Consider the following 26,026-nt stretch of genomic DNA (forward strand, 5'->3'; position numbering starts at 1 on the left):
CAACCATGCCCGCCTCCAGCCCCATCGATCAGATCGCCGAGCGCGTCGAACGACTGCTCGTGCGTCACGAAGAGGTGCAGCGCACCAACGCGCTGCTGCAGGAACAGGTCGATGCGCTCACGCGCGAACGCGACGCACTGAAGTCGCGGCTCGTCGCGGCCCGCACGCGCCTCGATGCCCTGCTCGAACGGTTGCCGGCTGAACCACCTTCCGAAGATTCCCCCGCATGAAGCAGATTGAAGTACAGATCATGGGACAGAGCTATCTGCTCGGCTGTCCCGATGGCGGCGAGGCGCAGTTGCGCGAAGCCGTCGAACGCGTGGATGCCGCCATGTGCAAGATCCGCGACGCGGGAAAAGTCAAGGCCCGCGACCGCATCGCGGTGCTGGCCTCGCTGAACCTGGCATTCGACCTCGCGGCCCAGCAGGCCGCCGCCAGCGCGCCGCCCACTCCGGCAGCCGCGCCTGATACCACCGAAACCGATCCGAAGGCCGCCCAGCTCATTCAAAGACTCGATCAGGCCCTGGCGGGCGATGGACATTTGCTCTGAGCGGGTTCCGCCGGCGGGGCGGCAGCGGTAAAATCCGATTCGTCTGCGGTGCGCGTTGGGCTTTATATGTCCTTGTTCCAATGCTCTACGGAGCCGGGCTTGGTAAATCGCTCGACGGGTGTGATCATCTCGCGTCAGATGAACCCGAAGTCCTGCTGCCCTCGCCCACCTGAACCCCGGTTCAGGATGCGAGTCCGGCGCCCACTTGCAGACACCTAATTCCGCCACGGCCCCCTGCACACACTGCTCGGGGCCGTTGCTTTTTGCGATACAGAATTTCCGTGAACGTCTCCAGCCTGCTCGACCCCATCCTCATCGCCGAACTCGCCGCCCTCGGGCTCGGCACCGGTTTCCTCGCAGGCCTGCTGGGCATCGGCGGCGGCATGCTGATGGTGCCCTTCATCACGATCATCATGGGCCACCGCGGCGCGCCGGCCGATCTCTCGGTGAAGATGGCCATCGCGACCTCGATGGCGACCATCATCTTCACCTCGGTGTCGAGCGTGCGCGCGCACCACAAGCGCGGCGCGGTGCGCTGGGACATCGTGAAGCGGCTCGCGCCGGGCATCGTCATCGGCAGCCTGGTGGGCAGCCTGGGCGTGTTCTCGCTGCTCAAGGGCACGGCGCTGGCGATCTTCTTCGCGCTGTTCGTGGGCTTCTCGGCCACGCAGATGTTCCTCGACAAGAAGCCCGCCCCCACGCGGCAGATGCCGGGCACGGGCGGCCAGTTCGCGGCGGGCGGCGCCATCGGCTTCATCTCGGGCCTCGTGGGCGCGGGTGGCGGCTTCATCAGCGTGCCGTTCATGACGTGGTGCAACATCTCCATCCACAACGCGGTGGCCACCAGCGCGGCGCTGGGCTTTCCCATCGCGGTGGCGAACGTGCTGGGCTATGCGGTCAGCGGCCAGTCGGTGCAGGGGCTGCCCGCAGGCTCCTTCGGCTACATCTGGCTGCCCGCGCTGGCGGTGATCGCCCTGTGCAGCGTGCTCACCGCACCTCTGGGCGCGAAGGCGGCGCACAGCCTGCCGGTGAAGAAGCTCAAGCGCGTGTTCGCGAGCATCCTCTACCTGCTGGCGGCCTACATGCTCTGGAAGGGCCTGCACGGCTGATCCTTGCAGCTGAAGAAGAAAGGGCGCAAAGCCCTTCGGCAGGAGGTGCGACTCGTTGCCGCCCCCGCGGCACGCGCCGTATAACGGGGCCATGAAAATCCTCATCGCAGTCGACGGCAGCGCCTACACACAGAAGGCTCTGGCCTATCTCGTCGCCAACCGCGCCATGTTCGTGGATGGTCACGATCTCGTGATCGTGCACGTGTGCACCGGCATCTCGGGCCATGTCACGCGCCACCTCAGCAAGGAGCTCGTCTCCGACTACTACGCCGAGGAAAGCGCCAAGGTGATCGAGCCCGTGAAGGCACAGCTCGCGGCGCAGGGCATCGCCAACTACACGGTCGACGCGCGCCACGGCCACATCGCCGAGGAAATCCTCAAGTCGGCCACCGCCGCGCAAGCCGGTCTGATCGTGCTCGGCACGCACGGCCACGGCATCCTGGGCCGCGCGCTGATGGGCTCCGTCGCCACCAAGGTGATCGCCGAGACGAACACCACGGTGCTGCTGGTCCAGTAGTTTTTCTTCTTCGCTCGCTACTGCTGCGTGCGCTGCTGCCGCCATTCGCGCGGCGAGCAGCCGAAGCGTTCCCTGAACGCGCGGCTGAAATGCGCCGCGTCGTTGAATCCCCGGCCATAGGCGATGTCCGCCACCGGACGCCCAGCGAGTCGGGGCTCCAGCAGGTCGCGGCTGCATGCCTCCAGCCTGCGCTCCCAGATGTACTGCGACGGCGTGAGCGGCTCGCTCCTGAACACGCGATGGATGTGGCTGACCGACACGCCCAGCTCCGTCGCCAGCGTACTGACAGACAGCGACGGATCCGACAACTGCTCGTCGATGCGCCGCTTCACCCGTGCGAGGTGATAGGCGGTGAGATTGCTCAGCGCCGGAGCGCGCGCGGCCGGCAGTGTCTGCAGGCCCGCCACCAGGATGTTCTGCACGCCGTTGGCCACCGCGAGCGCGGAGGCAGGCTGCAGCGTGTCGATGTCCTCGCGCAGCGTATGGATCATGCCCAGCAGCAGGTGCCCCGCGCCCTCGCGCCCCGACACCGTGGTGGCCGTCAGCGCCTCGGTGTCGCGCAGCTCGCTGCGCAGGCGCTCGCCGGGCAGCTTGAGCACGATCTGCTCGAATGACTCGTCGAAGAGCAGCTGGTAAGGCCGGGTGCTGTCGTACAGGGCAAAGTCGCCGGCCGACAGCACCGCGTCTCGGCCGTCCTGCCGCACCACGCCACGGCCGCGCGCCTGGATGCTCACGAGGAAGTAGTCGTCGCCGGAATGCGAGATGTGGCCCGGCGTGCGCATCACCTTCTGCGGGCTCGAGGTGACGACCGACACGTCGAGCCCCGGCAGCGTGTGCTGGCGGATGCTGCCCTCGAAGTCGCGCGTGTCGCCCTCCCGCACGGGGTCGCAGCCCAGCTGCACGTAGACGTTGCAGATCATGTCGGTCCAGTAGGCGAGCCGCTGGTCGCGCGGGACGGCGTCGGTGCTGAGCAGTTGGGTCATCGGGGTTCCTCGGAAGGCCTGGGCAACGAACGGATGCAACGCTGGAACAAGAACGCCGCCAATCCGGGTCAAGGCGTTCCGGCGGCGCGAATCTACGCTTCAAGCAACCCGCATGCCACAGCGCAAACCCGGTGCAGGCACGCGGCGGACGCTTCGCCTCGTTACTTTCATTGCATCTGGAGAACCTTCATGCCGACCACCGTCCATCCCAAGCTGCGCGTCGCCGCAGTGCAGGCCGCCCCCGTGTTCCTCGACCTCGACGGCACCATCGACAAGACCATCGACCTGATGGCGCAGGCCGCGAAACAGGGCGTGAAGCTCATCGCCTTTCCCGAGACCTGGGTGCCCGGCTACCCGTGGTGGATCTGGCTCGACTCGCCGGCCTGGGGCATGCAGTTCGTGCAGCGCTACCACGACAACTCGCTGGTCGTCGGCTCGACCGAGTTCGAGCGCATCGCGCAGGCGGCGCGCAGGCTCGGGATCTGGGTGTCGCTCGGCTACAGCGAGAAGGCGGCCGGCAGCCTCTACATCGCGCAGGCGCTCATCGACGACCAGGGCCGCACGGTGCAGACGCGGCGCAAGCTCAAGCCCACGCATGTGGAGCGCACGGTGTTCGGCGAAGGCGACGGCTCCGACCTTGCCGTGGTCGAGACACCACTGGGCAACATCGGCTCGCTCTCGTGCTGGGAGCACCTGCAGCCGCTGAGCAAGTACGCGATGTATTCGCAGAACGAGCAGATCCACTGCGGTGCATGGCCGAGCTTCTCGCTCTACCGGGGCGCAGCCTACGCGCTGGGCCCCGAGGTCAACAACGCGGCGAGCCAGGTGTATGCGGCCGAGGGCCAGTGCTTCGTGATCGCGCCCTGCGCCACCGTGTCGAAGGCCATGAGCGAGCTGATGTGCACCGATGCCGGCAAGCAGCAGATGCTGCGCACCGGCGGCGGCTACGCGCGCATCTACGCGCCCGACGGTTCGCCGCTGGGAACGCCGCTTGCGGAGGACGAGGAAGGCCTGGTCGTCGCAGACATCGACCTCGGCATGATCTCGCTCGCCAAGGCAGCCGCCGACCCCAGCGGCCACTACTCGCGGCCCGACGTCACGCAGCTGCTGCTCAACAAGACGCGCCGCGAGCCTGTCGTGGTGCAGCAGTCGCCATCGCCCTTGCCTTCGCCGGAACCCGAGAGCAGCGCGACCGAGCCGGTCGCGGCCTGAACCATCGGAGGCACGCCATGGAATCCGCCATCGCCGAGCACCTGAAGTGCCCCCGCACGCGGCACCGCCGCGTGGAAGACGACTACGTGCCGCCCTACCCCGTGTGGTCGGCCCGCGCCCCGGTTTCGGTGAAGCAGGTCGTGATGGGCTTCTTCGGCGTGCAGTCGCGCGGCCCCGGGATGCAGGGTCGCGCCTGCGCCGCGCTGATGAAGATCGCGCGCGACTTCGCCCTGCCCGACGGCCCCGACCATCACGACCTGACGCACTACGTCGACGCGCAAGGCTTCGACAACATGATCGCCATCGCCTACTGGAGCGACCCTGTCGCGTACGCCCGCTGGTGCGCGACACTCGCGGTGGACGCCTGGTGGCGCTCCGACGAGCGGCTCACGGAAGGCTTGGGCTACTTCCGGGAGATCGCCTCACCGCGCGTCGAGCACTTCGAGACCATGTTCAACACGCCCGACCGCTTCGAGGGCGTCGGCGTGGTGATGGGCAGCGTCAGCGGCGAGCTGCAGGAGCATGGCTATTGGGGTTCGATGCGCGACCGCATCCCGCTGTCGCAGACCGACGCGATGGCGCCCTCGGGCACGCGCGCGGTGATCGCAGGCATGCCGGCTCCCGGTCAGCGCGTGCGCATCGCGGGGCACGAGAACATCGCGATGATCCGCTCCGGCCAGGAATGGACCGACACCACTGGCCAGGAACGCAAGCTCTACCTGGAAGACATGGAGCCCGTGCTGCGCGAAGGCATGGATTTCCTGCGCGACCAGGGCCTGCCGATCGGCTGCTACAGCAACCGCTACATGCGCCACCTGGACACGCACGGCTCGCCGCTGCAGAAATCCTTCGGCCTGAGCTACTGGCGTTCGCTGGCCGACATGGAGCGCTGGGCCGAGTCGCACCCGACGCACGTCGCAATCTTCGGCAGCTTCATGCGCTACGTGCAGGCGCTGAACTTCCAGCTGCAGCTGCGCGTGTACCACGAGGTGTCGGTGCTCAAGGCCGACGAGCAGAGCTACGAATACGTCAACTGCCACGCGGGCAGCGGGCTGATGAACGGGCTGGCCTGACCTCGGTTCGATGCGGGATGCCTTAGGATGCCGGGCCTGATTCCTGAGGCAAGGACCCCGACATGTGGCGTGATCTCGAGAGGCTGCTCGAAGCCTCGATGCATGAATGGAAGATCCCGGGCCTGGCGCTCGCGGTGGTGCGTGATGGCGAGGTGGTGCACCAGAAGGGCTACGGCGTGCGCGACATGCGCAGCACAGAAATGGTGACGCCCGAGACGCAGTTCCTTCTGTGCTCCATCACCAAGTCGTTCACCGCCGCCGGTCTCGGCCTGCTGGTCGATGAAGGCAGGCTCGAATGGAATCGCCCCGTACGCGAAGTGATACCCGAGTTTCGCCTGCAGGACGCGCTCGCGACCGAACGCCTCACCATACGCGACCTGCTATGCCACCGCAGCGGCCTGCCGCGCCACGACTGGGTGCACATGCCCGGCGATCTTGGTGGCGCGCAGATGCTGCCGCTGCTGCGCCACATCGCGCCAAGCCGTGAACTGCGTGACGCCTTCCAATATTCGAACTTGGGCTACATGGTGGCCGGCATGGTCACGGAGCGCCTCAGCGGCCAAAACTGGGAACACTTCACCACCGAACGGCTGCTGAAACCACTGGGCTTCAGAAACTTCGGCTTCACCATCGAGGCACTCGAAACCGCGGACAACTCAGCCCGGCCGCACGCGATGATCGGTGACGAATGCGTGCCTTCCCCTCTATGGCCGATCCGCACCACAGCTGGCGGCGGCATGAATGTTTCGGTGGCTGACATTGCGCAGTGGGCGCGCTTTCTGCTTGACGAAGGCAAGGTGAATGGCGCGCAACTGCTGTCGACGAAGTCGCTGCGCGAGATGTGCACACCGCATGTACACATGGGGCGCTCGGAACACACCGAGATTGGAGACTCGCACTACGGCTTCGGCCTGTTCTGCGAGAACTACCGCGGCGACCGGACATACGCTCATTCAGGCTCATGGCTTGGCTGGGGCACGCTGATGACGTTCGCGCCTGAGCGTCGCACCGGTGTGGTGGTGCTGACCAACCGTGCGCCGAGCGCAGTCACCTCCATGCTGACCTATGCGGTACTCGATCACGTCAGCGGCCGCGAGCCGGTCGACTGGTTCGCTCGCTTCCAGCCTAAACGACGCGAGTTCATCGAGCAGCAGAGAGTCGAGCGTGCCGCCCGCGAAGACAAGCGCAAAAAAGGCACACAGCCCAGCCACGCGCTCGATGAGTACGTCGGAAACTACGCGCACCCCGCCTACGGGAACATCGAGATAACGCAGGAAGCCGGCAGCCTTGCCTGGCGCTGGCGCACCTTTTCAGGCCCGCTCACGCACTGGCACTACAACGTGTTCACCACGCCATACCGGCCTGCCGAGTTCCACCCTGACGAATTGGCGCTGACCTTCCTCTATGACCGCGCGGGCCACATCGACCGCATCGCGGCCCCCTTCGAGCCGACAGTTGCGGACATCGTGTTCCAGCGCGCCGACGCGGAAGCCAAGCCCGGAGCCTAGGCCGCGAACAGCCCCTTGTGCTCGGTGCGCAGCAGCGCTTTCTGCACCTTGCCCATGGCGTTGCGCGGCAGCTCGGGCACCACGAAGCAGCGCTTGGGGATCTTGAAGTTGGCGAGCTTCGACTTGAGCTCCGCCACGATGGCGTCGCCGTCGAGCGCGGCGCCCGCCTTGGGGATGACGATGGCCACGCCCACCTCGCCGAAGTCGGGGTGCGGCACTCCGACCACGGCGCTCTCGGCCACGCCGGCCATCTCGTTGATGTAGCCCTCGATCTCGGCGGGGTACACGTTGTAGCCGCCGCTGATGATCAGGTCCTTGCTGCGCCCGACGATGGTGATGTAGCCGCGGCCGTCGATCTTGCCGACGTCGCCGGTCTTGAAGAAGCCGTCGGCGGTGAACTCTTCCTTCGTCTTCTCGGGCATGCGCCAGTAGCCCGCGAACACGTTGGGGCCGCTGACCTCGATGTTGCCGATCTCGTCGGTGGTGCAGTCACGGCCGCTGTCGTCGCGCACGCGCAGCTGCACGCCCGGCAGCGCGAAGCCCACGGTGCCGCCGCGGCGCTCGCCCTGCTCCGGCTTGTAGGGGTTGGAGGTGAGCATGACCGTTTCGCTCATGCCGTAGCGCTCCAGGATGGTGTGGCCGGTGCGCTCGCGCCATTCGTCGAAGGTCTCGATGAGCAGCGGCGCCGAGCCCGCGACGAACAGACGCATGTTGCGCACCGCCTCGCGCGTGAGGCCCGGCTCGGCCAGGAGGCGCACGTACAGCGTGGGCACGCCCATGAACACGGTGGCCTCGGGCAGCTTCTGCACGACGCGCTTCGGATCGAACTTCGCGAACCACAGGATCTTGCTGCCGTTGAGCAGCGCGCCGTGCAGCGCAACGAACAGGCCGTGCACGTGGAAGATGGGCAGCGCGTGGATCAGCACGTCGCCTTCGGTCCAGCCCCAGTAGTCTTTGAGCACCTCGGCGTTCGACAGCAGGTTGCCGTGCGTGAGCATCGCGCCCTTGCTGCGGCCGGTGGTGCCGCTGGTGTAGAGGATGGCGGCCATGTCGCCGGCCTTGCGCTTTGCCGGCACGTGCCGGTCGCTGCACTGGGCGGCCACCTCGAGCAGCGTGCCGGTGCGGTCGTCGTCCAGCGTGAAGACGTGCCTGGTGCCCGCCGCGCTGGCGATGGGCGCAACCCACGACGCGTTGCGGCTGGTGCACACCACCACGGCCGGCTCGGCGTTGCCGATGAAGTATTCGATCTCGGCGCTCTGGTAGGCGGTGTTCAGCGGCAGGAACACATAGCCCGCGCGCAGCGTGGCAAGGTACAGCAGCATCGCCTCGACCGACTTCTCGACCTGCACCGCAATGCGCGCGCCCTTCTCCAGCTTCAGTGCGTCGAGCAGGTTGGCGATCATGGCGCTGGCGCGCTCGATGTCGCGCCATGAATAGAACAGGCCGTTGTCGGTTTCGACGGCAATCGCGTCGAGGTCGGCGGGAAATGCCGCGCGCAGGGCGGCGAACAGGTTGGCGTTGGCGGTCTTCGTCATTCGGACAGGTTCTTCTCTTCAGAAATTCGGGCGGCGCTTGGCAAGGAACGCGGCGATGCCCTCGCGGTGCTCCGCGGAATCGGCGTAATCGTAAGCAGTGGCCAGCAGCACATGAGCCGAGGGAGCGCCGGCGCGCAGCGCCGCGAAGGTCGCCTTGTGCAGGCGCGCGGCCTGCGGCGAGAGCACGGCGATGCGCTGGGCGTGCGACTGCGCTGCGAGCGCCACCTCGTTGTCGGGCAGCACCTGCAGCAGGAAGCCGGCGTCGTACAGCCGTTGCGCACCGTGCACGCCGGCGGCCAGCAGCATGTCGCGCGCGAGCACGTCGCCGATGGCGCCATGCACCAGCGCCGCTTCGCGCGGCGCCATCGGAAAGCCGAGCTTGGCGATGGGCGCGCCGAACTTCGCGGACGCGCCTGCCAGGCGAATGTCGCAGCAGCTGGCGATCTCGATGCCCGCGCCCATGCAGGCGCCTTCGATCTGCGCGACCAGCGGCAGCGGGCAGTCGAGCATGGCCTGCAGCGCGGCCCAGACCTCGTTCTCGTGGAACTCGCGCAGGCTGGGCTCGCTGAAGCGGAACGACGGGTACTCGGAAATGTCGCCACCCGCGCAGAAGGCACCGCCCTCTCCGCGCACGACCACGCAGCGCAAGGCGCTGTCGCCTTCGCTGCGCAGGCCGTCGAACACGGCGCGCAGCTCGCGCCACATGGCGCGCGTCATGGCATTGAGACGCCCCGCGTTCGACAGCGTGACGACCGCGACGGCGCCGTCGCGGCGCAGGGAAATGGAGCTTTCAGTCGTCATTCGAGCTTGGCGCCCGACGCCTTCACCACCGCGGCCCAGCGCTTGATCTCGGCATTCACGAAGCTGCCGTAGGCGGTGGTGGTGAGGTTCGGGATCTCGGAACCGTTCTGGGCCCAGATGCCCTTCAGGTCATCGGTGGCCAGCGCCTTCTTCATGTCGTCGATGGCGCGCGTCTGCGTATCGGCCGGCGTGCCCTTGGGCGCCCACAGGCCGTACCAGGTGGTCACGGTGTACTCGGGCAGGCCCACTTCGGCGGCGCAGGGCACGTCGGGGAAGGCGGGGTTGCGCTTGGTGCCGGCCACCATCAGCGCCTTGATGCGGCCGCTCTTGATGTGCTGCGCCGAGGAGCCCAGGCCGTCGAACATCAGGTCGACGTTGCCCGAGATCAGGTCGGACAGCGCCGGGCCCGCGCCGCGGTACGGAATGTGGGTGATGAAGGTGCCGGTCTGGATCTTGAAGAGCTCGCCCGCCAGGTGGTGCGAGGTGCCCGAGCCGGCCGAGCCGTAGTTGAACTTGCCGGGGTTGCGCTTCACCAGCGCGATGAATTCCTGGATCGTGTTGGCCTGCACCCGCTTCGGATTGATGACCACCACCTGCGGCACGTTGGCCAGCAGCATCAGCGGCGCGAAGTCCTTCTCGATGTCGTAGTCGAGCTTCGGATAGATGGATGGCGCGATCGCGTGGTGCACCGCGCCCATGAAGAGCGTGTAGCCGTCGGCCGGCGCCTTGGCGGCGATGCTGGCGCCCAGCGTGCCCCCTGCCCCGCCGCGGTTGTCGATCACCAGCGTCTGGCCCGCGACGCGCGAGAACTGCCCCGAGAGCGGCCGTGCGAAGGCGTCCGTGCCGCCACCGGCCGGGAACGGCACGATCATCGTCACGGGCTTCGTCGGCCAGCCCTGCTGGGCCCGCGCGGCGCCGCACAGAACGGCCGCACCGGCGGCGGCCACGCGCAGTACGTCGCGGCGCTGAAAGCTTGGGTTCATTTGTCTCATCTCCTGTGTGTCGTTGTGGATCTTGCCGCCCCGTGCGGCTGCCGGCCATCGGTGCACCAGCTCTTTGCTCTGCTTCGACTTTCTCGACTTCCTCGACCTCCTCTTCGACGGTCTTCAGCCTTTCTTGAAATACAGGCTCTCGACGTCTCCCGATACTGCCACCTTGCCCTCGGCAAGCCAGGTGCGATGCTTGTCCAGGCGCTTGAGGTCATAGAGGTAGTTGACCATGAGGCCGTAGGCCTGTTTGTGCCCCTTGGGCGACGGATCGCCGGCCCAGTTCAGGCGCTCGACGCGCGCGCCATTGCCCAGGTGGAAGCGCGCGACCGGATCGGCCGGCGTGCCGTCGACCAGCGCACGGCCGAGGTACTCGGCGGCCGCCTGCATCAGCCATTGGCGCAGCGGCGACTTCGCATCGAAGGTGGCGGCCGCGTCCACCGCGGCGAGCAGGCGCTCGGCGGTCGGCGGCAGCGAACCGACGAGGCGGCCGATCTCGGCCTCGCGCTTCTCGTCGAGGCGCGGCAGCAGGTCGGCGGCGTTCTTCGCGAGCCAGGTGCGGAAACCCGGAATCGGCGAGAGCGTGGCGAAGGTCTTCAGGCGCGGCAGCTCGTCCTGCAGCGTCTCGACCACGCGCTTGATGAGCGAGTCGCCGAAGCTCACGCCGCGCAGGCCGTTCTGCGTGTTGCTGATCGAATAGAAGATGGCGGTGGTCGCCCGGGCGGCGGGCACCGGCACGGCGGCCTCGTCGAGCAGCGGCGTGATGCCGGCGCTGATGCGATCGACCAGCGCCACCTCGACGAAGATCAGCGGCTCGTTGGGCAGGCGCGGATGGAAGAAGCCGTAGCAGCGGCGGTCGCTGTCGTCGAGCCGGTTCTTCACGTCGGACCAGCTCTTGATGTCGTGCACCGCCTCGTAGCGGATGAGCTTCTCGATCAGCGAGGCCGGCGAATCCCAGTCGATGCGGCGCAGCTCGAGGAAGGCGACGTCGAACCAGGTGGAGAAGAGCTGCTCCAGCTCGGCGTCGAGCGCGAGCAGGCGCTTGTCGGCCTTCAGGCACGGCAGCAGGTCGGCGCGCAGGTCCACGAGAAAGCGCATACCCTCGGGCTCGACAGCGAAGCGCTGCAGCAGGCGCATGCGCGGCGACACCAGCGCGCGGCGCAGGCGCAGCTCGGCCTGTCCTTCGTCGGGCGTGCCGACGGCTGCCTGGTGCTGGTCGCGGGCGGCCTTGAGCTTTTGCGCATCGGCCGCGAAATGCTCGCTCATCAGCGACCAGTAGTCGCGGCGCTCGTCGGCCGTGGCTGCGCGGTAGGCATCGGCGATGGCATGCGCGCGGCGGCCGCCCTCGACCTCGCTCACGCGCGGGTCGATCACGGCCTGCAGGTCGGCCAGCACCCGGCGCAGCGCGCGCGGCGAGAGGGCTTCGTCGGCCTTGCGCAGCGTGGCCTGCAGGCGCTCGGCAGTCGTGCGCGCACTGGGCTTGGGCGCATTCTTCGACGCGCTCTTCGCTGCGCCTTCCGGTGCCACCGGCACCTTCGACTTCTCGCCAGAACGCAGCCGCGCCTGGAACCATTCGGTCGCACTCATCGGGGCACTCCAATGCTTGAGGGGGTTGTCACGACATCACCCTGGATTTCTGCTGGCGCGCGACCTCGCGCAGCGCCTCGCGCTGCCGGGTCAGGTGCGTGCGCATGGCGGCGTCGGCGCCTTCGCTGTCGCGCGCCTTCAGCGCCGCGAACACGGCCAGGTGCTCCGACAGGCTCTGCTCTAGCCGCCCCGGAGCATGCAGCTGCTGCAGGCGGGCAAGCTTGAGGATCTTGCGCAGATCGCCGATCACCTGTGCCAGCCACTTGTTGTCGGCCAGCTTGATGATCGCCTCGTGGATGATGTGATTGGTGGCGTAGTAGTCGTTGATGCGCTTGGCCTTGGCGTGGCGCACCAGCCGCTCGTGCAGCGCGTCGAGCTCCTGCAGTTCGGCGTCGCTGGCGTTGCGGGCGGCCTCGTAGGCGCAGCGGCCTTCGAGCAGAGCGATGACGGGGAAGATCTCGTCGAGGTCGCGCTCGGTCACCTCGTTGACGAAGCAGCCGCGGCGCGGCTCGTGCCGCAGCAGGCCTTCGGCGGTGAGCACCTTGAGCGCTTCGCGCAATGGCGTGCGCGAGATGGAAAGCCGCTCGCACAGGGCGATTTCATCGACGAAGCTGCCGGGGGCCAGCGAGCCATCGAAGATCTGCTCGCGCAGCGTGGCGGCGACTTCGTCGTGCAGGGAGTTGGGGACCAGGCGCATGGATCAGGGCCGCATAATTTCCTGTAATTACGCGTAATTCTGAGCCTGCATCCGGATCGATGCAAGTGCCGCGCAGCGGATGCGCGGCTGGTAGTTACCCTGAAAACTCAGGGCTCAACGAGCCCTCAGAAGGCTCAGGCGCGGGCGGTGGCCGTCTTGCCGCCGGTGCGGCCGAACCAGAACCACAGCGCGATGCCGGCAACGACCATCGGGATGCTGAGCCACTGCCCCTGGCTCAGGTCGAGTGCGCGCAGGCCCAGGAAGTCGTCAGGTTCGCGGAAGTACTCCGCCACGAAACGCAGCACGCCGTAGCCGATCAGGAACACCGCGGCCACCTGCCCCTGCCTGCGCTCCTTGCGCGCATAGAGCCACATCACGACGAAGAGAAGCAGCCCCTCGAGCAGGAACTGGTAGACCTGCGAGGGATGGCGCGGCAGCATCGAGTTGCTCTGCGGAAACACCATGCCCCAGGGCAGGTCGGGGCTGCTGAAGCGCCCCCACAGCTCGCCATTGATGAAGTTGCCCACGCGGCCGGCCGCGAGGCCCGTCGGCACGCAGGGCGCGACGAAGTCCATCACCTGCCAGAAGGGACGCTTGCGCGAGTGCGAGAACCACACCATCGCGCCGATCACGCCGAGCAGTCCGCCATGGAAGCTCATGCCGCCCTGCCACACGTAGAGGATCTCGAGCGGATGCGTGAGATAGAACTCGGGCTTGTAGAACAGGCAGTAGCCCAGCCGTCCGCCGACGATGACGCCCATCACGCCGAGGAAAAGAATGTCCTCGATGTCCCGGCGCTGCCACACGCCCGCGTCCACCAGGCTGCGGAAAGGCTCGTGCCGCAGGCGGCGCGTGCCGAGAAAATAGAACAGCGCAAACGCGGCCAGGTAGGTCAGGCCGTACCAGTGGATGGCCACCGGCCCGATTTGCAGGGCGATGGGATCGATATGCGGATACATGAGCATCCGCGGATTGTGCCCCGGCCGAATGTCGAGGCCGAGGCGGGGCTTTTCGGGCCCGCTCAGGCGTGAATCAGCGCCCGAACTTCCACCACACGAGCCCCGCCGCCACGGCTGGCACCGCGAAGATCAGCAGGAAGATCGGCAGCTCCTCGGCCACCGAATACCCCGCCTTGATCACGCCCACGGCCATGTTGATGCCCGCGCCGGCGAACCACGCCGGAATGAACCACCTGGCCGCCACGGCCAGCGCCGCCGAAGAGCCGTCGCCCAGCAGGCGTCCGGCCAGCAGGAACACCGCCAGCAGCACGAAGCCGCCGCCCATCACCATGATCGTGTGCATGTCGTTCGTCCTCCTCGCGCCATCTTGCCCGATCAGCGCGTGGTGTAGCCGCCATTGGCGAAGATCGTCTGGCCGGTGATCCACCAGCCCTCGGTGACGAGGAAGCGCACGATGGGCGCGATGTCCTCGATGTCGGTCAGGCCCTTCTTCGAGAACTTGCTGAGCGCGGCGGCGCTGCTGTGGTACTCGACGGCTTCCTTGCTCTCCTGGCCGTAGAAGAACGGCGTGTCCATGGGGCCGGGGCCGATGGCGTTGACCGAGATGCCGCGCTCGCCGAATTCCTTCGATGCGGCGCGCGTGTAGTGCTCCACCGCAGCCTTCGAGCCCGGGTAGATCGCATAGAACGGCGTGTAGGCCGCCAGCAGCGAGCTCACCAGCGTGACGATGCTGCCGCCGTCTGCCAGCGTGCGGCCAGCCTGCTGGATGAAGAAGAAGGCAGCCTTGGCGTTGGCGTCGAAGCTCTTGTCGTAGTCGGCCTCGGTGACGTCGAGGATCGGCTTCTTGATGACCACGCCGGCAGTGTTGATCGCGATGTCGACCTGGCCGAAGTGCTTCACCGTCTTGTCGAAGAGGCCGACGCAGTTCTCGACCACCGAGAGGTCGCCCTGCACCAGCAGCGTGTCGGCGCCCTTGGCCTTGAGTTCGGCGGCGGTCTTCTCGGCGTCGGCGCGCGACGCGTCGCTGTTGTAGTGGATGGCGATGCCGCGGGCGCCGCCGTCGACCATCTGGTGGCCGATGAGGGCGCCGAGGTTCTTGCCGCCGCCGGCGATGACAACGACCTTGTTCTTGAGAGTACGTGCGGACATGGGTGAGCTCCTTGAAGTAAAGCGTGATGCGTGACGAGAGCCTTCAGTCTATTGATGGCTCCGTCACTGATAAATCACCCATCCAAGGCTAGACTGTTCAATAAATCACGAACAATCAAGCCGATATCGAAGAACGACGATGGACCGCATCGACCTACTCCAGGTTTTCGTGTGCGTGGCCGAAACCGGCAGCTTCACGCGCGCCGCCGACCGCCTCGGCCTGCCGCGCGCAAGCGTCTCGACGGCCGTGCAGCAGCTCGAGACTCGCCTCGGCTCGCGCCTGCTTCACCGGACCACGCGACGCGTCGGCCTCACGCCCGACGGCGAAGTGATGCTGGAGCGCGCCCGCGCGCTGGTGGCCGACATGGAGGACATGGAGCAGCAGTTCCTGCCCGCCCACGGCCAGGTGAGCGGACGCCTGAAGGTCGACGTGCCCAGCCGTATCGCGCGGCGGCTCATCGCGCCGGCGCTTCCGGAGTTCTTCGGGCGCCATCCCGCCATCGAGCTCGAGCTGGGCTCCAGCGACCGCGCGGTGGACCTCGTGCTCGAAGGCGTCGACTGCGCGCTGCGTGTCGGCCCGATGGCCAGCAGCAGCCTCGTGGCGCGCCCTCTCGGGCACTTCACGCTGATCAACTGCGCGAGCCCGGCCTACCTGGTCCGCCACGGCACGCCGCGCACGCCCGCCGACCTGCCGCAGCACATCGCCGTCAACTACGCCTCGCCGACCAGCGGCCGCGCCGCGCCCTGGGAGTGGCTGCGCGACGGCGAGATCGCGACGCTGCGCATGCGCAGCCAGGTGGCGGCGAACAACGCCGAGACCTACATCGCCTGCGCACTGGCCGGGCTGGGCCTGATCCAGATCCCGGCCTACGACGTGCGCGAGCACCTCGCGACCGGCGAGCTGGTCGAGGTGCTGCCCGATGCCCGCGCCGAGCCGCTGCCGGTGCAGCTGGTGTATCCGCACCGGCGCAACCTGTCGCGGCGCATGCAGGCCTTCGCGGGCTGGCTCGAAACGGTGCTGGCCGATTCGCTCGACCGGCCTGCGGCATCGGCATCCGGCCGGCCGCGCAAGACGCGCTGAAGCGGCGGCTGCGAGCCTCGCTCAGGGCTTCGTCCGATCCGCGCGTCCGTAGGGCACGCTGCGGATGAACCTGAACTCCCCGTCGCGCAACTCGTAGAACTCCACCACGTCCTTGCCGCTGCTGTTCGAGCTGTCGATGTCGCCCGCCTGCACCAGCAGCCGGCTCGACAGCTTGTAGATGAGTTCCTGGCCGTCTTCCTTCTCGTACTGCGGCTTCAGCGGATAGACGCTCGTCAGCGCGTTCGGCATGCTGACGGCATGGCCGGTGCTCGCGTCGATCACCGCCCCCACGTTGCAGCCGCCCGTGCCGCAGCCCCAGCGCGTGACGATGTAGCGCCCGGCGAAACTGGGCTTGCCGCTGGCGATCGCCTCGCGCAGCCGGGTGCGGTAGCTGCGGGAGAAATCGCTGTCGAGTACGAGCGGGTGGTTCTTGCCGGTGTACGGCGCGTCGGCCGGATAGTCCTTGAACTGCGGCACGGCGGGTGGTGCGGGCGTCATCTGCGCCGTGGCAGCTGCGCTGCACAACAGCAGCGCCAGCAAGGCAAATCGCGTCTTCGTCTTCATTCGGTTCCCTCCTCCCTGTTCTTCGGATTGGCGCCCCGCTCTCGCACGAAGGCGATGAAGCGGGCAAGCGCCGGACTGACCGCTCCCTCGGGCCACACCAGGCTAGTCTCGCAGGCAGGCAGCACGGGCGTATTGCGTCGTCGCGCGGCCGGCGCGAATTCCGAGGCACGCCGGTACACCACCCCCGCGCGGCGGAACTGCGTGACGCTCTCGGGCACCCAGGCCACGCCGATGCCGCCCGAGACGAGGTTCACGATGGTCTGCATCTGGATTGCCTCCTGCCCCAGTTGCGGCGTGCGCCCGGCCGCGTGATACAGGTCGAAGATGGCATCGTGCAGCGAAGGCACGATGCGGCGCGGAAAGATCACCAGCGGCTCGGCCAACACGTCCGCCAGAAGCAGCCTGTCGGTGCGCGCAAGCGCATGCCGTTCGGGCAACGCCAGCACCAGAGGCTCTTCCGACACGGCCAAACGCGCGAGTCCGGGCGGCGCGGCGCCGGGCGAATGCAGCATCAGCCCGGCATCGATCTCGCCGCGCGCGAAGGCTTCGAGCTGCACGTCGCCGGTGGCCTCGACCAACTCCAGCGCCACTTCTGGGCACAGCACACGGAATTCGCGCACCCAGGCCGGCAGCTGCTCGAAACCCACCGTCGAGACGAAGCCGATGCGCACCCGCCCCACCTGCCCCGCCGCCGCCGCGCGTGCCCGCGCCGGCAGCGCCTGCGCGCGGGCCAGCAGCTCTCGCACGTCGGGCAGCAGCGCCTCGCCGGCCGGCGTGAGCGCCACGCGCCGCCGGGTGCGGTCGAACAGCACCACGCCCAGCGTCTTCTCGAGCTGGGCAATGGCCTGCGTGACCGGGGGCTGCGTCATGTGCAGGCGCTGCGCTGCCCGGCCGAAGTGCAGCTCTTCGGCCACGGCGACGAACTGGCGCCAGGCGCGCAGGTCGATGAGTGCTTCATTCATATGCCGAGCATATCAATCTGCAATTGAAAATGGATTGGAAGCAATCAATCAGAAGTCCGATACTTGGACTCCCCCGATCTCCCCACGACAGAAGAGACACCATGGACACCAAGCCAATCCAGATCAATCGCCGCAGCGCCAACATCGTCGAAGGCAAGAGCCGCGCCCCCAACCGCTCGATGTTCTACGCCATGGGCTACGAGGAAGGCGACTTCAAGAAGCCGATGGTCGGCGTCGCCAACGGCCACAGCACCATCACGCCCTGCAACTCGGGCCTGCAGAAACTGGCCGACGCGGCCATCGCAGGCATCGAGGAAGCCGGCGGCAACGCTCAGGTGTTCGGCACCCCCACCATCTCCGACGGCATGGCCATGGGCACCGAGGGCATGAAGTACTCGCTGGTCAGCCGCGAAGTCATCTCGGACTGCATCGAGACCTGCGTCGGCGGCCAGTGGATGGACGGCGTGCTCGTGGTCGGCGGCTGCGACAAGAACATGCCCGGCGGCCTCATGGGCATGCTGCGCGCCAACGTGCCGGCCATCTACGTCTACGGCGGCACCATCCTTCCCGGCAAGTACAAGGGCCAGGACCTGAACATCGTGAGCGTGTTCGAGGCCGTGGGCCAGAACGCGGCCGGCAACATGAGCGACGAGGATCTGCTCGAGATCGAGAAGCGCGCCATTCCCGGCACCGGCTCGTGCGGCGGCATGTACACGGCGAACACCATGTCGAGCGCGTTCGAGGCTCTGGGCATCTCGCTGCCCTACTCGTCGACCATGGCCAACCCGCACGACGAGAAGGCCAACTCGGCCAAGGAATCGGCCAAGGTGCTGATCGAGGCGATCAAGAAGGACCTGAAGCCGCGCGACATCGTGACCAAGAAGGCCATCGAGAACGCCGTGGCCGTCATCATGGCCACCGGCGGCTCGACCAACGCGGTGCTGCACTTCCTGGCCATCGCGCACGCCGCAGGCGTGGAATGGACCATCGACGACTTCGAGCGCATGCGCAAGAAGGTGCCGGTCATCTGCGACCTGAAGCCCTCGGGCAAGTACCTCGCGGTCGACCTGCACCAGGCCGGCGGCATCCCGCAGGTGATGAAGGTGCTGCTGAACGCAGGCCTGCTGCACGGCGACTGCATCACCATCAGCGGCCAGACCATCGCCGAGGTGCTGAAAGACGTGCCCGACGTGCCGCGCGCCGACCAGGACGTGATCCGCACCATCGACAACCCCATGTACGCCGAAGGCCACCTGGCCATCCTGAAGGGCAACCTGTCGCCCGAAGGCGCGGTCGCCAAGATCACCGGCCTGAAGAACCCGGTCATCACCGGCCCGGCGCGCGTGTTCGACGACGAGCAGTCGGCGCTCAAGGCCATCCTGGACGGCAAGATCAAGGCCGGCGACGTGATGGTGCTGCGCTATCTCGGCCCCAAGGGCGGCCCGGGCATGCCCGAGATGCTGGCGCCGACCGGCGCGCTGATCGGCGCAGGCCTCGGCGAGAGCGTCGGCCTCATCACCGACGGCCGCTTCTCGGGCGGCACCTGGGGCATGGTGGTGGGCCACGTGGCACCCGAAGCGGCTGCCGGCGGCACTATCGCCTTCGTGAACGAGGGTGACTTGATCACCATCGACGCGCACCAGCTCAAGCTCGAACTCAACGTGCCCGAAGCCGAGATCGCCAAGCGCCGCGAAGGCTGGAAGGCACCGGCTCCGCGCTACACGCGCGGCGTGCAGGCGAAGTTCGCGTTCAACGCGTCCAGCGCCAGCTCGGGCGCCGTGCTCGACAAGTTCTGAGATCGCTCAAGCCATCATCCACGCGCCGTAGCCGAAGGCCAGGAACCCGAGGCCTACGATCGCGAGGATGCTGCGCGACTGGAAATCCATCGCCGGCGGCAGGCTTTGCACGAGAAAGTGCAGCATGGCGCCGGCGCCTATGGTCATGAAGCCGGCGCCGAACTGCTTCATCGGGCTCGGGTCCGGGTAAAGAAACACGAGTGCGAAGCCGGCCAGGAAGACGAGGTTCGCGAGCACCGTACCGCGCGTGCGCCAGCGCTTCTGCCCCGGCGTGGGCTCGCGCACCGGCGGCGGCTTGCTGCCACGGCCGGACTTCTCTCGCGCCTCCTTCACCGCCATGCCGATGAAAAACAGGCCGAACATGGTCGGAAACGCGCCGAAGATGCCGAGCCCCCAGACCCCACCCCACATGTTCTGGAAATCGGCCACCAGCGCCTGCGAAGGGTCGGTCAGGCTGTAGCGCACCTCGACCGGGTCGCCCCATTCCTTGTCCGAAAGGCCGCCGCCCAGCCCCTTGACGCGGCGCTTCTGGCCATCGGGCGTGACGTACTCGACGACGGGCGCTCGCGACACCGTGGTGCGCCCCTTGCTGTCCGTGCTTTCCTCTTCGACGAATTCGACCAGGCTGCCCTGCACGGTGGTGGTGCCGGCGATCGACTGGTACCTATGCCAGCCGAGGGTGGCCGCGCCATAGAGGCCGGCGCAGCCGATGAGCAGCGCTCCCACGCCCACGCCCCAGAAAAAGTTCTTCAGCCATCCCACGAGCCCGCCGATGGCCGGGCCGACCAGCAGCGAAAGTCCGAAGACGATCAGCGCGCGGGTGGTGGCTTCCTCGTCCATGGCACTTCAGCGTGATGCATGCGGTGCGCGGACTCCGGCCGATGGAAGAAGCGTCTCAGCGGCGCGGGCGCTGCCCGTTGCTGGTCTTCATGCCCATGTTGGTCTTCTGCCGGTCGATGCGCGCCTGCTTGCGCCTGTCTTCGCGCTCGACGACCTTGCGCTTGGTGTAGCCCGACGAATCGGCCCAGGCCCACCAGGCGACTGCCATTGCGAATGGCGACAGCACGATCCACCAGCTCCAGCTGGCGACCATGCCGATTTCGAAGTATTTGAGGGCCAGCGCAAGCAGGCCCAAGCCGAGAAACCACATCGCGAATCCCTCAGGGTTGTATTGGCACCGCATTCGTGCGCCGTGCACGGTGCTGCCTAAAATCGCGTTGAGTCGAATGTAACTCAGCCCTTACCAATTACATCCCCCATGAAAAGAGTCTTGTTGTCGGCAGCCCTGGGCCTCGGCCTTGCGGGAGCCGCTGCGCCCGCCCTCGCCGACCTGGCACTGGCGACTTCGAAGAACTGCATGAGCTGCCACGCTGTCGAGCGCAAGGTGCTCGGCCCGTCGTTCAAGGACGTTGCCGCCAAGTACAAGGACGACAAGGGCGCCGTCGACACCCTCGCCAGCAAGATCATGAAGGGCGGCTCCGGCGTGTGGGGACCGGTGCCGATGCCGGCGAACAACCAGGTCAGCGAAGCCGATGCGAAGAAGCTCGCCGCCTGGGTGCTTTCGACGAAGTAAGCCCCAGGGACTTTCGCATCACACCTGCGGGTTGATGTCCGCCGGCACGGGCCGGCGCTCGATGCGATCCTCGAGCTGGCCGATGTGCGCGGCCATGGTGTTGTCGGTCTGGTCCGACCGCAGGCGGATCGCCGTCTCGAGCTGCTCCAGCCGCGCCAGGATCGCCGACTGGCGGTCGGCGTTCTGAGCCATGTGCTTGTTCTCCTGCGCCTCCAGGAAGTTGCGCAGCTCGGTGAAGCGCGAAGCCTCGGCCTTGTCGGCCAGGTCGCGCTGGGCCTGCATCTCCTTGGTGTGGCGCTTGGTGTCGATCAGCACCGAGCTGTGCAGGTACAGCACGTAGACGAGGAAGAAGGCCGCCAGCACCGCGGTCAGCCCCAGCATGATCAGTCCCAGCGGGGCCGAGACGGTCATGAAGCCCAGCCACACGTCGGTGGGCGTGGACAGCGCGCCCCAGTTGAGCGCGGCGAGCGCCACGATCAGCAGCACGACGACGAAAAGAAAAGCGGATCTCACGCCCATTGGAGGCCTCCTTCGGAAAGATCGAACACATGGGAAACCCGCGCGCTTCGAGGCGCGCGGTGATCCGATGGTTTTACCTCAGCGAAGAGCCCCGTTCGGCGCAAATGGCCGCATTAACGGCCACGTCCTACAGCACTACTGCTCAGTTGGTCTGAGACAGCTGCTCCAGGATCGCAGGGTTCTGCCGGCACATCACATCGCTGCGCGATATGAGTGCCGTCTTCACCTACGCGCGTGCTTCGCACGCACCGGCCTTCGGCCGGATCCCGGATCAGTTCGTCTGCGACAACTGCTCCAGGATCGCAGGGTTCTGCCGGCACATCACATCGCTGCGCGATATGAGTGCCGTCTTCACCTACGCGCGTGCTTCGCACGCACCGGCCTTCGGCCGGATCCCGGATCAGTTCGTCTGCGACAACTGCTCCAGGATCGCAGGGTTCTCGAGCGTGGACGTGTCCTGCGTGATCGCCTCGCCCTTGGCGATGCTGCGCAGCAGGCGGCGCATGATCTTGCCGCTGCGGGTCTTGGGCAGGTTGTCGCCGAAGCGGATGTCCTTGGGCTTGGCGATCGGGCCGATTTCCTTGGCGACCCAGTTGCGCAGCTCGTTGGCGATCTGTTTGGCTTCCTCACCCGTCGGGCGTGCGCGCTTGAGCACGACGAAGGCGCACACAGCCTCGCCGGTCACATCGTCGGGGCGGCCCACCACCGCGGCTTCGGCCACGAGATCGGTCTTGGAGACCAGCGCCGATTCGATTTCCATGGTGCCCAGGCGGTGGCCCGACACGTTCAGCACGTCGTCGATGCGGCCGGTGATGCGGAAGTAGCCGCGGTCGGCGCTGCGCACCGCGCCGTCGCCGGCGAGGTAGATCGTGCCGCCCATCTCCTCGGGGAAGTAGCTCTTCTTGAAGCGCTCGGGGTCGTTCCAGATCGTGCGGATCATCGAGGGCCACGGCCGCTTGATGACCAGCATGCCGCCGGCGCCGTTGGGCAGGTCCTTGCCTGTCTCGTCGACGATGGCGGTCATGATGCCCGGCAGCGGCAGCGTGCACGAGCCCGGCACCAGCGGCGTGGCGCCCGGCAGCGGCGTGATGACGTGGCCGCCGGTCTCGGTCTGCCAGAAGGTGTCGACGATGGGGCAGCGCTCGCCGCCCACATTGCGGTGGTACCACATCCATGCCTCGGGATTGATCGGCTCGCCGACCGAGCCCAGGATGCGCAGGCTGGTGAGGTCCCAGTTCTTCGGGTGCACCTTCTCGTCGCCGTCGGCCGCCTTGATGAGCGAACGGATTGCGGTGGGCGCCGTGTAGAACACCGACACCTTGTGCTTCTCGATCATCTGCCAGAAGCGGCCCGCGTGCGGGAAGGTCGGGATGCCCTCGAACACCACCTGCGTCGCGCCGGCCGCGAGCGGTCCGTAGGCGACGTAGGTGTGGCCGGTGATCCAGCCGATGTCGGCGGTGCACCAGAACACGTCTTCGGGACGGATGTCGAAGGTCCAGTCCATCGTGAGCTTCGCCCACAGCAGGTAGCCGCCGGTGGAATGCTGCACGCCCTTGGGCTTGCCGGTGGAGCCCGAGGTGTAGAGGATGAAGAGCGGATGCTCGGCGTTGACCGGCACGGGCGCGCACTCGGTGCTTTGCCCGTTCAGCGCCTCGGTGAAGGTGATGTCGCGGCCCTCGACGCGGTTCCACGCGGTGGGCGTGCGCTCGTACACCAGTACGGTCTTGATCGACTCGCAGCCGCCGAGCGCGATGCCGTCGTCCACGATGGCCTTCAGCGGCAGTTCCTTGCCGCCGCGCAGCTGGTAGTTGGCGGTGATGACGGCCACCGCGCCCGCGTCGATGATGCGCTCCTGCAGCGCCTTGGCCGAGAAGCCGCCGAACACCACGCTGTGGGTGGCGCCGATGCGCGCGCAGGCCTGCATGGCGACGACGCCCTCGATGGTCATCGGCATGTAGACGATGACGCGGTCGCCCTTCTTGATGCCGCGCGCCTTCAGCGCATTGGCGAACTGGCTCACGCGGGCGAGCAGCTCCTTGTAGGTGACCTTGGTGACGGTGCCGTCGTCGGCCTCGAAGACGATGGCGGTCTTGTTCTCGACCGGAGTGCCGACGTGCCTGTCGAGGCAGTTCGCGCTGGCATTGAGTTCACCGTCGCCGAACCACTGGTAGAACGGCGCATTCGATTCGTCGAGGGTCTTCGTGAAGGGCTTGGTCCAGTTCAGGTTGTCCTTGGCCAGGCGGGTCCAGAACCCTTCGAAGTCCTGTTCGGCCTCCTTGCACAGGGCCTCGTAGGCAGCCATGCCGGAAATGCGCGCGCCCTGGGTGGCGCGGGTATCGGGCGGGAACACGCGGTTCTCGACCAGGACGGATTCAATGTTCTTCGATGCGCTGCTGCTCATGCTCTTTGTCTCCAGGAGGGGTGCGGCCGTAATGTCGGCGGGCCCACTTACGGGTCACTGACGGTTGCGATGTTAGAGCCTGTTCGATAGCCCTCTCGGGGTTATCACGAGTGCGTCACTGGGACACCCCTAGAATTCCCGGTCCCCCACAACCGCCCTGCCGATGTCCGCTCCCGACCCTTTCGATACCCGGAACCCGCCCGTACCGCGCCGAGGTTCGCCGCTTCGCCCCCTGCCCAAGCTGATCTTCGCGAGCCGCTGGCTGCAGCTGCCGCTGTACCTGGGCCTGATCGTGGCGCAGGCCGTGTACGTGGTGCACTTCCTGGTCGAGCTGCTGCATCTGGTCGAGGCTGCATTCGGCAGCAAGGAAGCGCTGCAGGCGCTGATCACCAGCATCGGCTACAAGACCACCGCGCCGGTCGGCACGCTGAACGAGACGGTCATCATGCTGGTGGTGCTCGCGCTCATCGACGTGGTGATGATCTCCAACCTGCTCATCATGGTGATCGTGGGCGGCTACGAGACCTTCGTGAGCCGCATGGACCTCGAAGGCCACCGCGACCAGCCCGAGTGGCTGAGCCACGTGAACGCCTCGGTGCTCAAGGTGAAGCTGGCCACCGCCATCATCGGCATCAGCTCCATCCACCTGCTGAAGACCTTCATCAACGCGGACAACTACACCGACCGCGTGCTGATCGCGCAGACCGTAATCCACATCGCGTTCCTGTTCTCGGCAATGGCCATCGCCTACACCGACCGGCTGATGGCGCCAGCCCATCCTCCGGGCGACTCGCACTGAGTTCCTAACCCCGATCCTGGCCGGCCTGCGATGCAATGTCCCAGGCCGGCGGGTCGGTGAAGCGTGCGGCCAGGAAGTCGAGCATCGTGCGCAGCGTGGCCGGCATGTGCTTGCGCGAGGCATACACCGCGTACATGCCCACCACCTGCGGCTCGAAATTCGCGAAGAGCCGCACAAGTTCGCCGGACTGCAGCAGCTGGCATGTGAGATAGGTCGGCAGCATCGCGATGCCGGCCCCAGCCCTCGCCAGATACATCAGGCTCGCAGCATCGTTGGTCGAAACGTTGCCACCCACGGCCACGGACACCGGCTCCCCGCTCTCCTTGCGCGTGAAATTCCAGAGGCTGCGGCCGAAATACGAGTGAGTGAGGCAGTTGCGCTGCGCCAGCTCTTCCACGCTCGACGGCCTGCCGTGCTCCTTCAGGTAGGCCGGTGAAGCGCACACCACCGAGCGGCAATCCGTAAGCCGCCGCGCGATCAGGTTCGGGTCGATCTCCGCCGCCACGCGGATCGCGAGGTCGATGCGCTCGTCGACGAGATTCACCGCGCGATCCAGCAGCACCAGGTCGACCGCCACGCCCGGATAGAGCCGCACGTACTCGGCCATCGCATCGGCCAGTTGGGCCTGCGCGAACGATGTGCTGGCCGTGATGCGTAGCTGCCCGCGCGGCGCCTCGGCCGGATGCCGCACCGCCGCCTGCATGTCGCCCGCGAGTTCCAGCACCTGGCGGCAGCGCGGCAGCAGTTCCTCGCCCGCGGCAGTGAGGCTCAGGCGGCGCGTCGTGCGGTGCAGCAGGCGCGCGCCGGTCCATTGCTCCAGTTCGGCCACGTAGCGCGTGACCACCGGGCGGGACATGTCGAGCTTGTCGGCCGCGGCCGAAAGGCTGCCCGAATCGACCACCGTCACGAACACGCGCATTGCATTCAATCGATCCATTCGAACGATTTTAGGAATAAACAAGCGCGTAAATCGAGGTATTTCTTTCGAAAGCAGAAACCTAAGATTCGACTCATCCCATCCGATCTTTCACAGGAGTCACCATGAGCCACATCGCCATCATCGGCGCCACCGGACGCGCCGGCAGCCAGCTTCTCGAGGAGGCCCTGCGCCGCGGCCACACCGTCACCGCCATCGCCCGCAAGGCCAGCGCCAAGCTGGCGGGCCGCGCCAACGTGAAGGCCGTCGACCTCGACGTGCTCGACGGCGCCGCCCTCGAGAAGACGCTGGCCGGCCACGACGCCGTGTTCAGCGCCGCGCACTTCGCCACCGTGCCGCCCGCGGCCATCATCGAACCGACGAAGCGCGCCGGCGTGAAGCGCCTGCTGGTGGTCGGCGGCGCGGGCAGCCTGTTCGCGGCGCCCGGCCTGAAGGTGATCGACACGCCGAACTTCCCCGATGCCTATCGCGCAGAAGCCTCGGCCGGCGGTGTGTTCCTCGACACGTTGCGCAACGAGAAGGACCTGGACTGGACCTTCCTTTCGCCCTCCGCCGAATTCGTCGAAGGCGAGCGCACCGGCAAATTCCGCCTGGGCAAGGACGACCTGCTCGTGAGCGCCGAAGGCCGCAGCTGGATCAGCTTCGCGGACTACGCGATCGCGTTCATCGACGAACTCGAAAAGCCGGCTCACTCGCGCCAGCGCTACACCATCGGCTACTGAGCCGCA

General features: G+C 67.0%; 28 protein-coding genes. 12 read left to right on the top strand and 16 right to left on the bottom strand.

What is annotated here, in order from left to right; translation table 11 throughout:
• Nucleotides 1-5: 5 nt before the first annotated feature.
• The 4 genes from BMY35_RS19420 to BMY35_RS19435 all read left to right on the top strand — a co-directional run bounded on the left by BMY35_RS19420 (nt 6) and on the right by BMY35_RS19435 (nt 2,176).
• Nucleotides 6-230, top strand: coding sequence for a hypothetical protein (locus tag BMY35_RS19420; RefSeq protein ID WP_019652365.1), 225 nt, complete (start codon nt 6-8; stop codon nt 228-230).
• Nucleotides 227-550 (top strand): cell division protein ZapA, encoded by a 324-nt coding sequence (locus BMY35_RS19425; protein ID WP_093202487.1) that lies wholly within the window; start codon nt 227-229, stop codon nt 548-550. The genes BMY35_RS19420 and BMY35_RS19425 overlap by 4 nt, the downstream gene beginning before the upstream one ends.
• 281 nt (nt 551-831) lie before the next feature.
• Nucleotides 832-1,659 carry a sulfite exporter TauE/SafE family protein gene (locus tag BMY35_RS19430; protein WP_093202489.1) on the top strand — a complete coding sequence of 276 codons (828 nt, stop codon included), beginning with the start codon at nt 832-834 and terminating at the stop codon, nt 1,657-1,659.
• 91 nt (nt 1,660-1,750) lie between these two features.
• Nucleotides 1,751-2,176 (top strand): universal stress protein, encoded by a 426-nt coding sequence (locus BMY35_RS19435; RefSeq protein ID WP_093202492.1) that lies wholly within the window; start codon nt 1,751-1,753, stop codon nt 2,174-2,176.
• 17 nt (nt 2,177-2,193) lie between these two features.
• On the opposite strand, the gene BMY35_RS19440 is transcribed toward BMY35_RS19435, so the two are convergent.
• Entirely contained in the window at nt 2,194-3,159 is a 966-nt protein-coding gene (locus tag BMY35_RS19440; RefSeq protein ID WP_093202494.1) for an AraC-like ligand-binding domain-containing protein, read from the bottom strand.
• Nucleotides 3,160-3,348: 189 nt separating this feature from the next.
• Here BMY35_RS19440 and BMY35_RS19445 point away from each other — a divergent pair, with 189 nt between their 5' ends.
• The 3 genes from BMY35_RS19445 to BMY35_RS19455 all read left to right on the top strand — a co-directional run bounded on the left by BMY35_RS19445 (nt 3,349) and on the right by BMY35_RS19455 (nt 6,952).
• The gene (locus tag BMY35_RS19445; protein WP_093202496.1) at nt 3,349-4,371 is read left to right on the top strand and encodes a carbon-nitrogen hydrolase family protein; all 1,023 of its coding nucleotides are present in this window, start codon (nt 3,349-3,351) and stop codon (nt 4,369-4,371) included.
• A 17-nt stretch (nt 4,372-4,388) separates the two neighbouring features.
• On the top strand, nt 4,389-5,444 hold the full coding sequence (locus tag BMY35_RS19450) for a phenylacetaldoxime dehydratase family protein (protein ID WP_093202499.1): 1,056 nt from the start codon (nt 4,389-4,391) through the stop codon (nt 5,442-5,444).
• A 62-nt stretch (nt 5,445-5,506) separates the two neighbouring features.
• Nucleotides 5,507-6,952 carry a serine hydrolase gene (locus tag BMY35_RS19455; RefSeq protein WP_093202501.1) on the top strand — a complete coding sequence of 482 codons (1,446 nt, stop codon included), beginning with the start codon at nt 5,507-5,509 and terminating at the stop codon, nt 6,950-6,952.
• On the opposite strand, the gene BMY35_RS19460 is transcribed toward BMY35_RS19455, so the two are convergent.
• The 8 genes from BMY35_RS19460 to BMY35_RS19495 form a co-directional block, all read right to left on the bottom strand.
• Nucleotides 6,949-8,487: a malonate--CoA ligase gene (locus tag BMY35_RS19460; RefSeq protein ID WP_093202504.1), complete on the bottom strand. Its 1,539-nt coding sequence runs from the start codon at nt 8,485-8,487 to the stop codon at nt 6,949-6,951. The genes BMY35_RS19455 and BMY35_RS19460 overlap by 4 nt on opposite strands.
• Before the next feature lie 18 nt (nt 8,488-8,505).
• Nucleotides 8,506-9,288: an enoyl-CoA hydratase/isomerase family protein gene (locus BMY35_RS19465; RefSeq protein WP_093202506.1), complete on the bottom strand. Its 783-nt coding sequence runs from the start codon at nt 9,286-9,288 to the stop codon at nt 8,506-8,508.
• Nucleotides 9,285-10,271: a Bug family tripartite tricarboxylate transporter substrate binding protein gene (locus BMY35_RS19470; protein WP_093202509.1), complete on the bottom strand. Its 987-nt coding sequence runs from the start codon at nt 10,269-10,271 to the stop codon at nt 9,285-9,287. Before BMY35_RS19470 ends, BMY35_RS19465 begins: the two co-directional genes overlap by 4 nt.
• Nucleotides 10,272-10,394: 123 nt before the next feature.
• Complete coding sequence (locus BMY35_RS19475) at nt 10,395-11,861, bottom strand: malonyl-CoA decarboxylase (protein ID WP_093202511.1); 1,467 nt, start codon at nt 11,859-11,861, stop codon at nt 10,395-10,397.
• 28 nt (nt 11,862-11,889) lie between these two features.
• Nucleotides 11,890-12,558, bottom strand: a complete 669-nt coding sequence (locus BMY35_RS19480) for a GntR family transcriptional regulator (RefSeq protein WP_093202514.1) — start codon at nt 12,556-12,558, stop codon at nt 11,890-11,892.
• A gap of 134 nt (nt 12,559-12,692) precedes the next feature.
• Entirely contained in the window at nt 12,693-13,523 is an 831-nt protein-coding gene (gene lgt / locus BMY35_RS19485) for a prolipoprotein diacylglyceryl transferase (RefSeq protein WP_093202516.1), read from the bottom strand.
• Between the two features lie 67 nt (nt 13,524-13,590).
• A complete protein-coding gene (locus tag BMY35_RS19490; RefSeq protein ID WP_093202519.1) occupies nt 13,591-13,860 on the bottom strand; it encodes a hypothetical protein in 270 nt (89 codons plus the stop codon).
• A 32-nt stretch (nt 13,861-13,892) separates the two neighbouring features.
• Nucleotides 13,893-14,666, bottom strand: a complete 774-nt coding sequence (locus tag BMY35_RS19495; protein ID WP_093202522.1) for an SDR family oxidoreductase — start codon at nt 14,664-14,666, stop codon at nt 13,893-13,895.
• A gap of 139 nt (nt 14,667-14,805) precedes the next feature.
• Here BMY35_RS19495 and BMY35_RS19500 point away from each other — a divergent pair, with 139 nt between their 5' ends.
• On the top strand, nt 14,806-15,747 hold the full coding sequence (locus BMY35_RS19500) for a LysR family transcriptional regulator (protein ID WP_093202524.1): 942 nt from the start codon (nt 14,806-14,808) through the stop codon (nt 15,745-15,747).
• A 21-nt stretch (nt 15,748-15,768) separates the two neighbouring features.
• On the opposite strand, the gene BMY35_RS19505 is transcribed toward BMY35_RS19500, so the two are convergent.
• Nucleotides 15,769-16,311: a hypothetical protein gene (locus BMY35_RS19505; RefSeq protein WP_093202527.1), complete on the bottom strand. Its 543-nt coding sequence runs from the start codon at nt 16,309-16,311 to the stop codon at nt 15,769-15,771.
• The gene (locus tag BMY35_RS19510) at nt 16,308-17,273 is read right to left on the bottom strand and encodes a LysR family transcriptional regulator (protein ID WP_093202529.1); all 966 of its coding nucleotides are present in this window, start codon (nt 17,271-17,273) and stop codon (nt 16,308-16,310) included. The genes BMY35_RS19505 and BMY35_RS19510 overlap by 4 nt, the downstream gene beginning before the upstream one ends.
• A 101-nt stretch (nt 17,274-17,374) precedes the next feature.
• Here BMY35_RS19510 and ilvD point away from each other — a divergent pair, with 101 nt between their 5' ends.
• The gene (ilvD, locus tag BMY35_RS19515; protein WP_093202532.1) at nt 17,375-19,069 is read left to right on the top strand and encodes a dihydroxy-acid dehydratase; all 1,695 of its coding nucleotides are present in this window, start codon (nt 17,375-17,377) and stop codon (nt 19,067-19,069) included.
• Between the two features lie 6 nt (nt 19,070-19,075).
• On the opposite strand, the gene BMY35_RS19520 is transcribed toward ilvD, so the two are convergent.
• Both BMY35_RS19520 and BMY35_RS19525 read right to left on the bottom strand, forming a co-directional pair.
• Nucleotides 19,076-19,909, bottom strand: a complete 834-nt coding sequence (locus BMY35_RS19520) for a DUF3592 domain-containing protein (RefSeq protein ID WP_093202534.1) — start codon at nt 19,907-19,909, stop codon at nt 19,076-19,078.
• Nucleotides 19,910-19,964: 55 nt separating this feature from the next.
• Nucleotides 19,965-20,219 (bottom strand): TIGR04438 family Trp-rich protein, encoded by a 255-nt coding sequence (locus BMY35_RS19525; protein WP_093202537.1) that lies wholly within the window; start codon nt 20,217-20,219, stop codon nt 19,965-19,967.
• Nucleotides 20,220-20,327: 108 nt separating this feature from the next.
• Between BMY35_RS19525 and BMY35_RS19530 the strand changes: the two genes are divergently transcribed.
• Entirely contained in the window at nt 20,328-20,642 is a 315-nt protein-coding gene (locus BMY35_RS19530; protein ID WP_093202538.1) for a c-type cytochrome, read from the top strand.
• An 18-nt stretch (nt 20,643-20,660) separates the two neighbouring features.
• Here the strand turns inward: BMY35_RS19530 and BMY35_RS19535 are convergent, their stop codons facing one another.
• Together BMY35_RS19535 and acs are read right to left on the bottom strand one after the other, a co-directional pair.
• Nucleotides 20,661-21,161, bottom strand: a complete 501-nt coding sequence (locus BMY35_RS19535; protein ID WP_093202541.1) for a DUF485 domain-containing protein — start codon at nt 21,159-21,161, stop codon at nt 20,661-20,663.
• 400 nt (nt 21,162-21,561) lie between these two features.
• Entirely contained in the window at nt 21,562-23,562 is a 2,001-nt protein-coding gene (gene acs, locus BMY35_RS19540; RefSeq protein WP_093202543.1) for an acetate--CoA ligase, read from the bottom strand.
• Nucleotides 23,563-23,725: 163 nt separating this feature from the next.
• On the opposite strand from acs, the gene BMY35_RS19545 reads away from it, so the two are divergent.
• The gene (locus tag BMY35_RS19545; RefSeq protein WP_093202546.1) at nt 23,726-24,361 is read left to right on the top strand and encodes a YqhA family protein; all 636 of its coding nucleotides are present in this window, start codon (nt 23,726-23,728) and stop codon (nt 24,359-24,361) included.
• Nucleotides 24,362-24,365: 4 nt separating this feature from the next.
• On the opposite strand, the gene BMY35_RS19550 is transcribed toward BMY35_RS19545, so the two are convergent.
• Nucleotides 24,366-25,298 (bottom strand): LysR family transcriptional regulator, encoded by a 933-nt coding sequence (locus BMY35_RS19550; protein WP_093202548.1) that lies wholly within the window; start codon nt 25,296-25,298, stop codon nt 24,366-24,368.
• A 104-nt stretch (nt 25,299-25,402) separates the two neighbouring features.
• Here BMY35_RS19550 and BMY35_RS19555 point away from each other — a divergent pair, with 104 nt between their 5' ends.
• Nucleotides 25,403-26,020, top strand: coding sequence for an NAD(P)-dependent oxidoreductase (locus tag BMY35_RS19555; RefSeq protein WP_093202551.1), 618 nt, complete (start codon nt 25,403-25,405; stop codon nt 26,018-26,020).
• The last annotated feature ends 6 nt before the right edge of the window (nt 26,021-26,026 follow it).

It is taken from the genome of Variovorax sp. YR750, from assembly GCF_900109805.1.
Lineage (GTDB): Bacteria > Pseudomonadota > Gammaproteobacteria > Burkholderiales > Burkholderiaceae_C > Variovorax > Variovorax gossypii.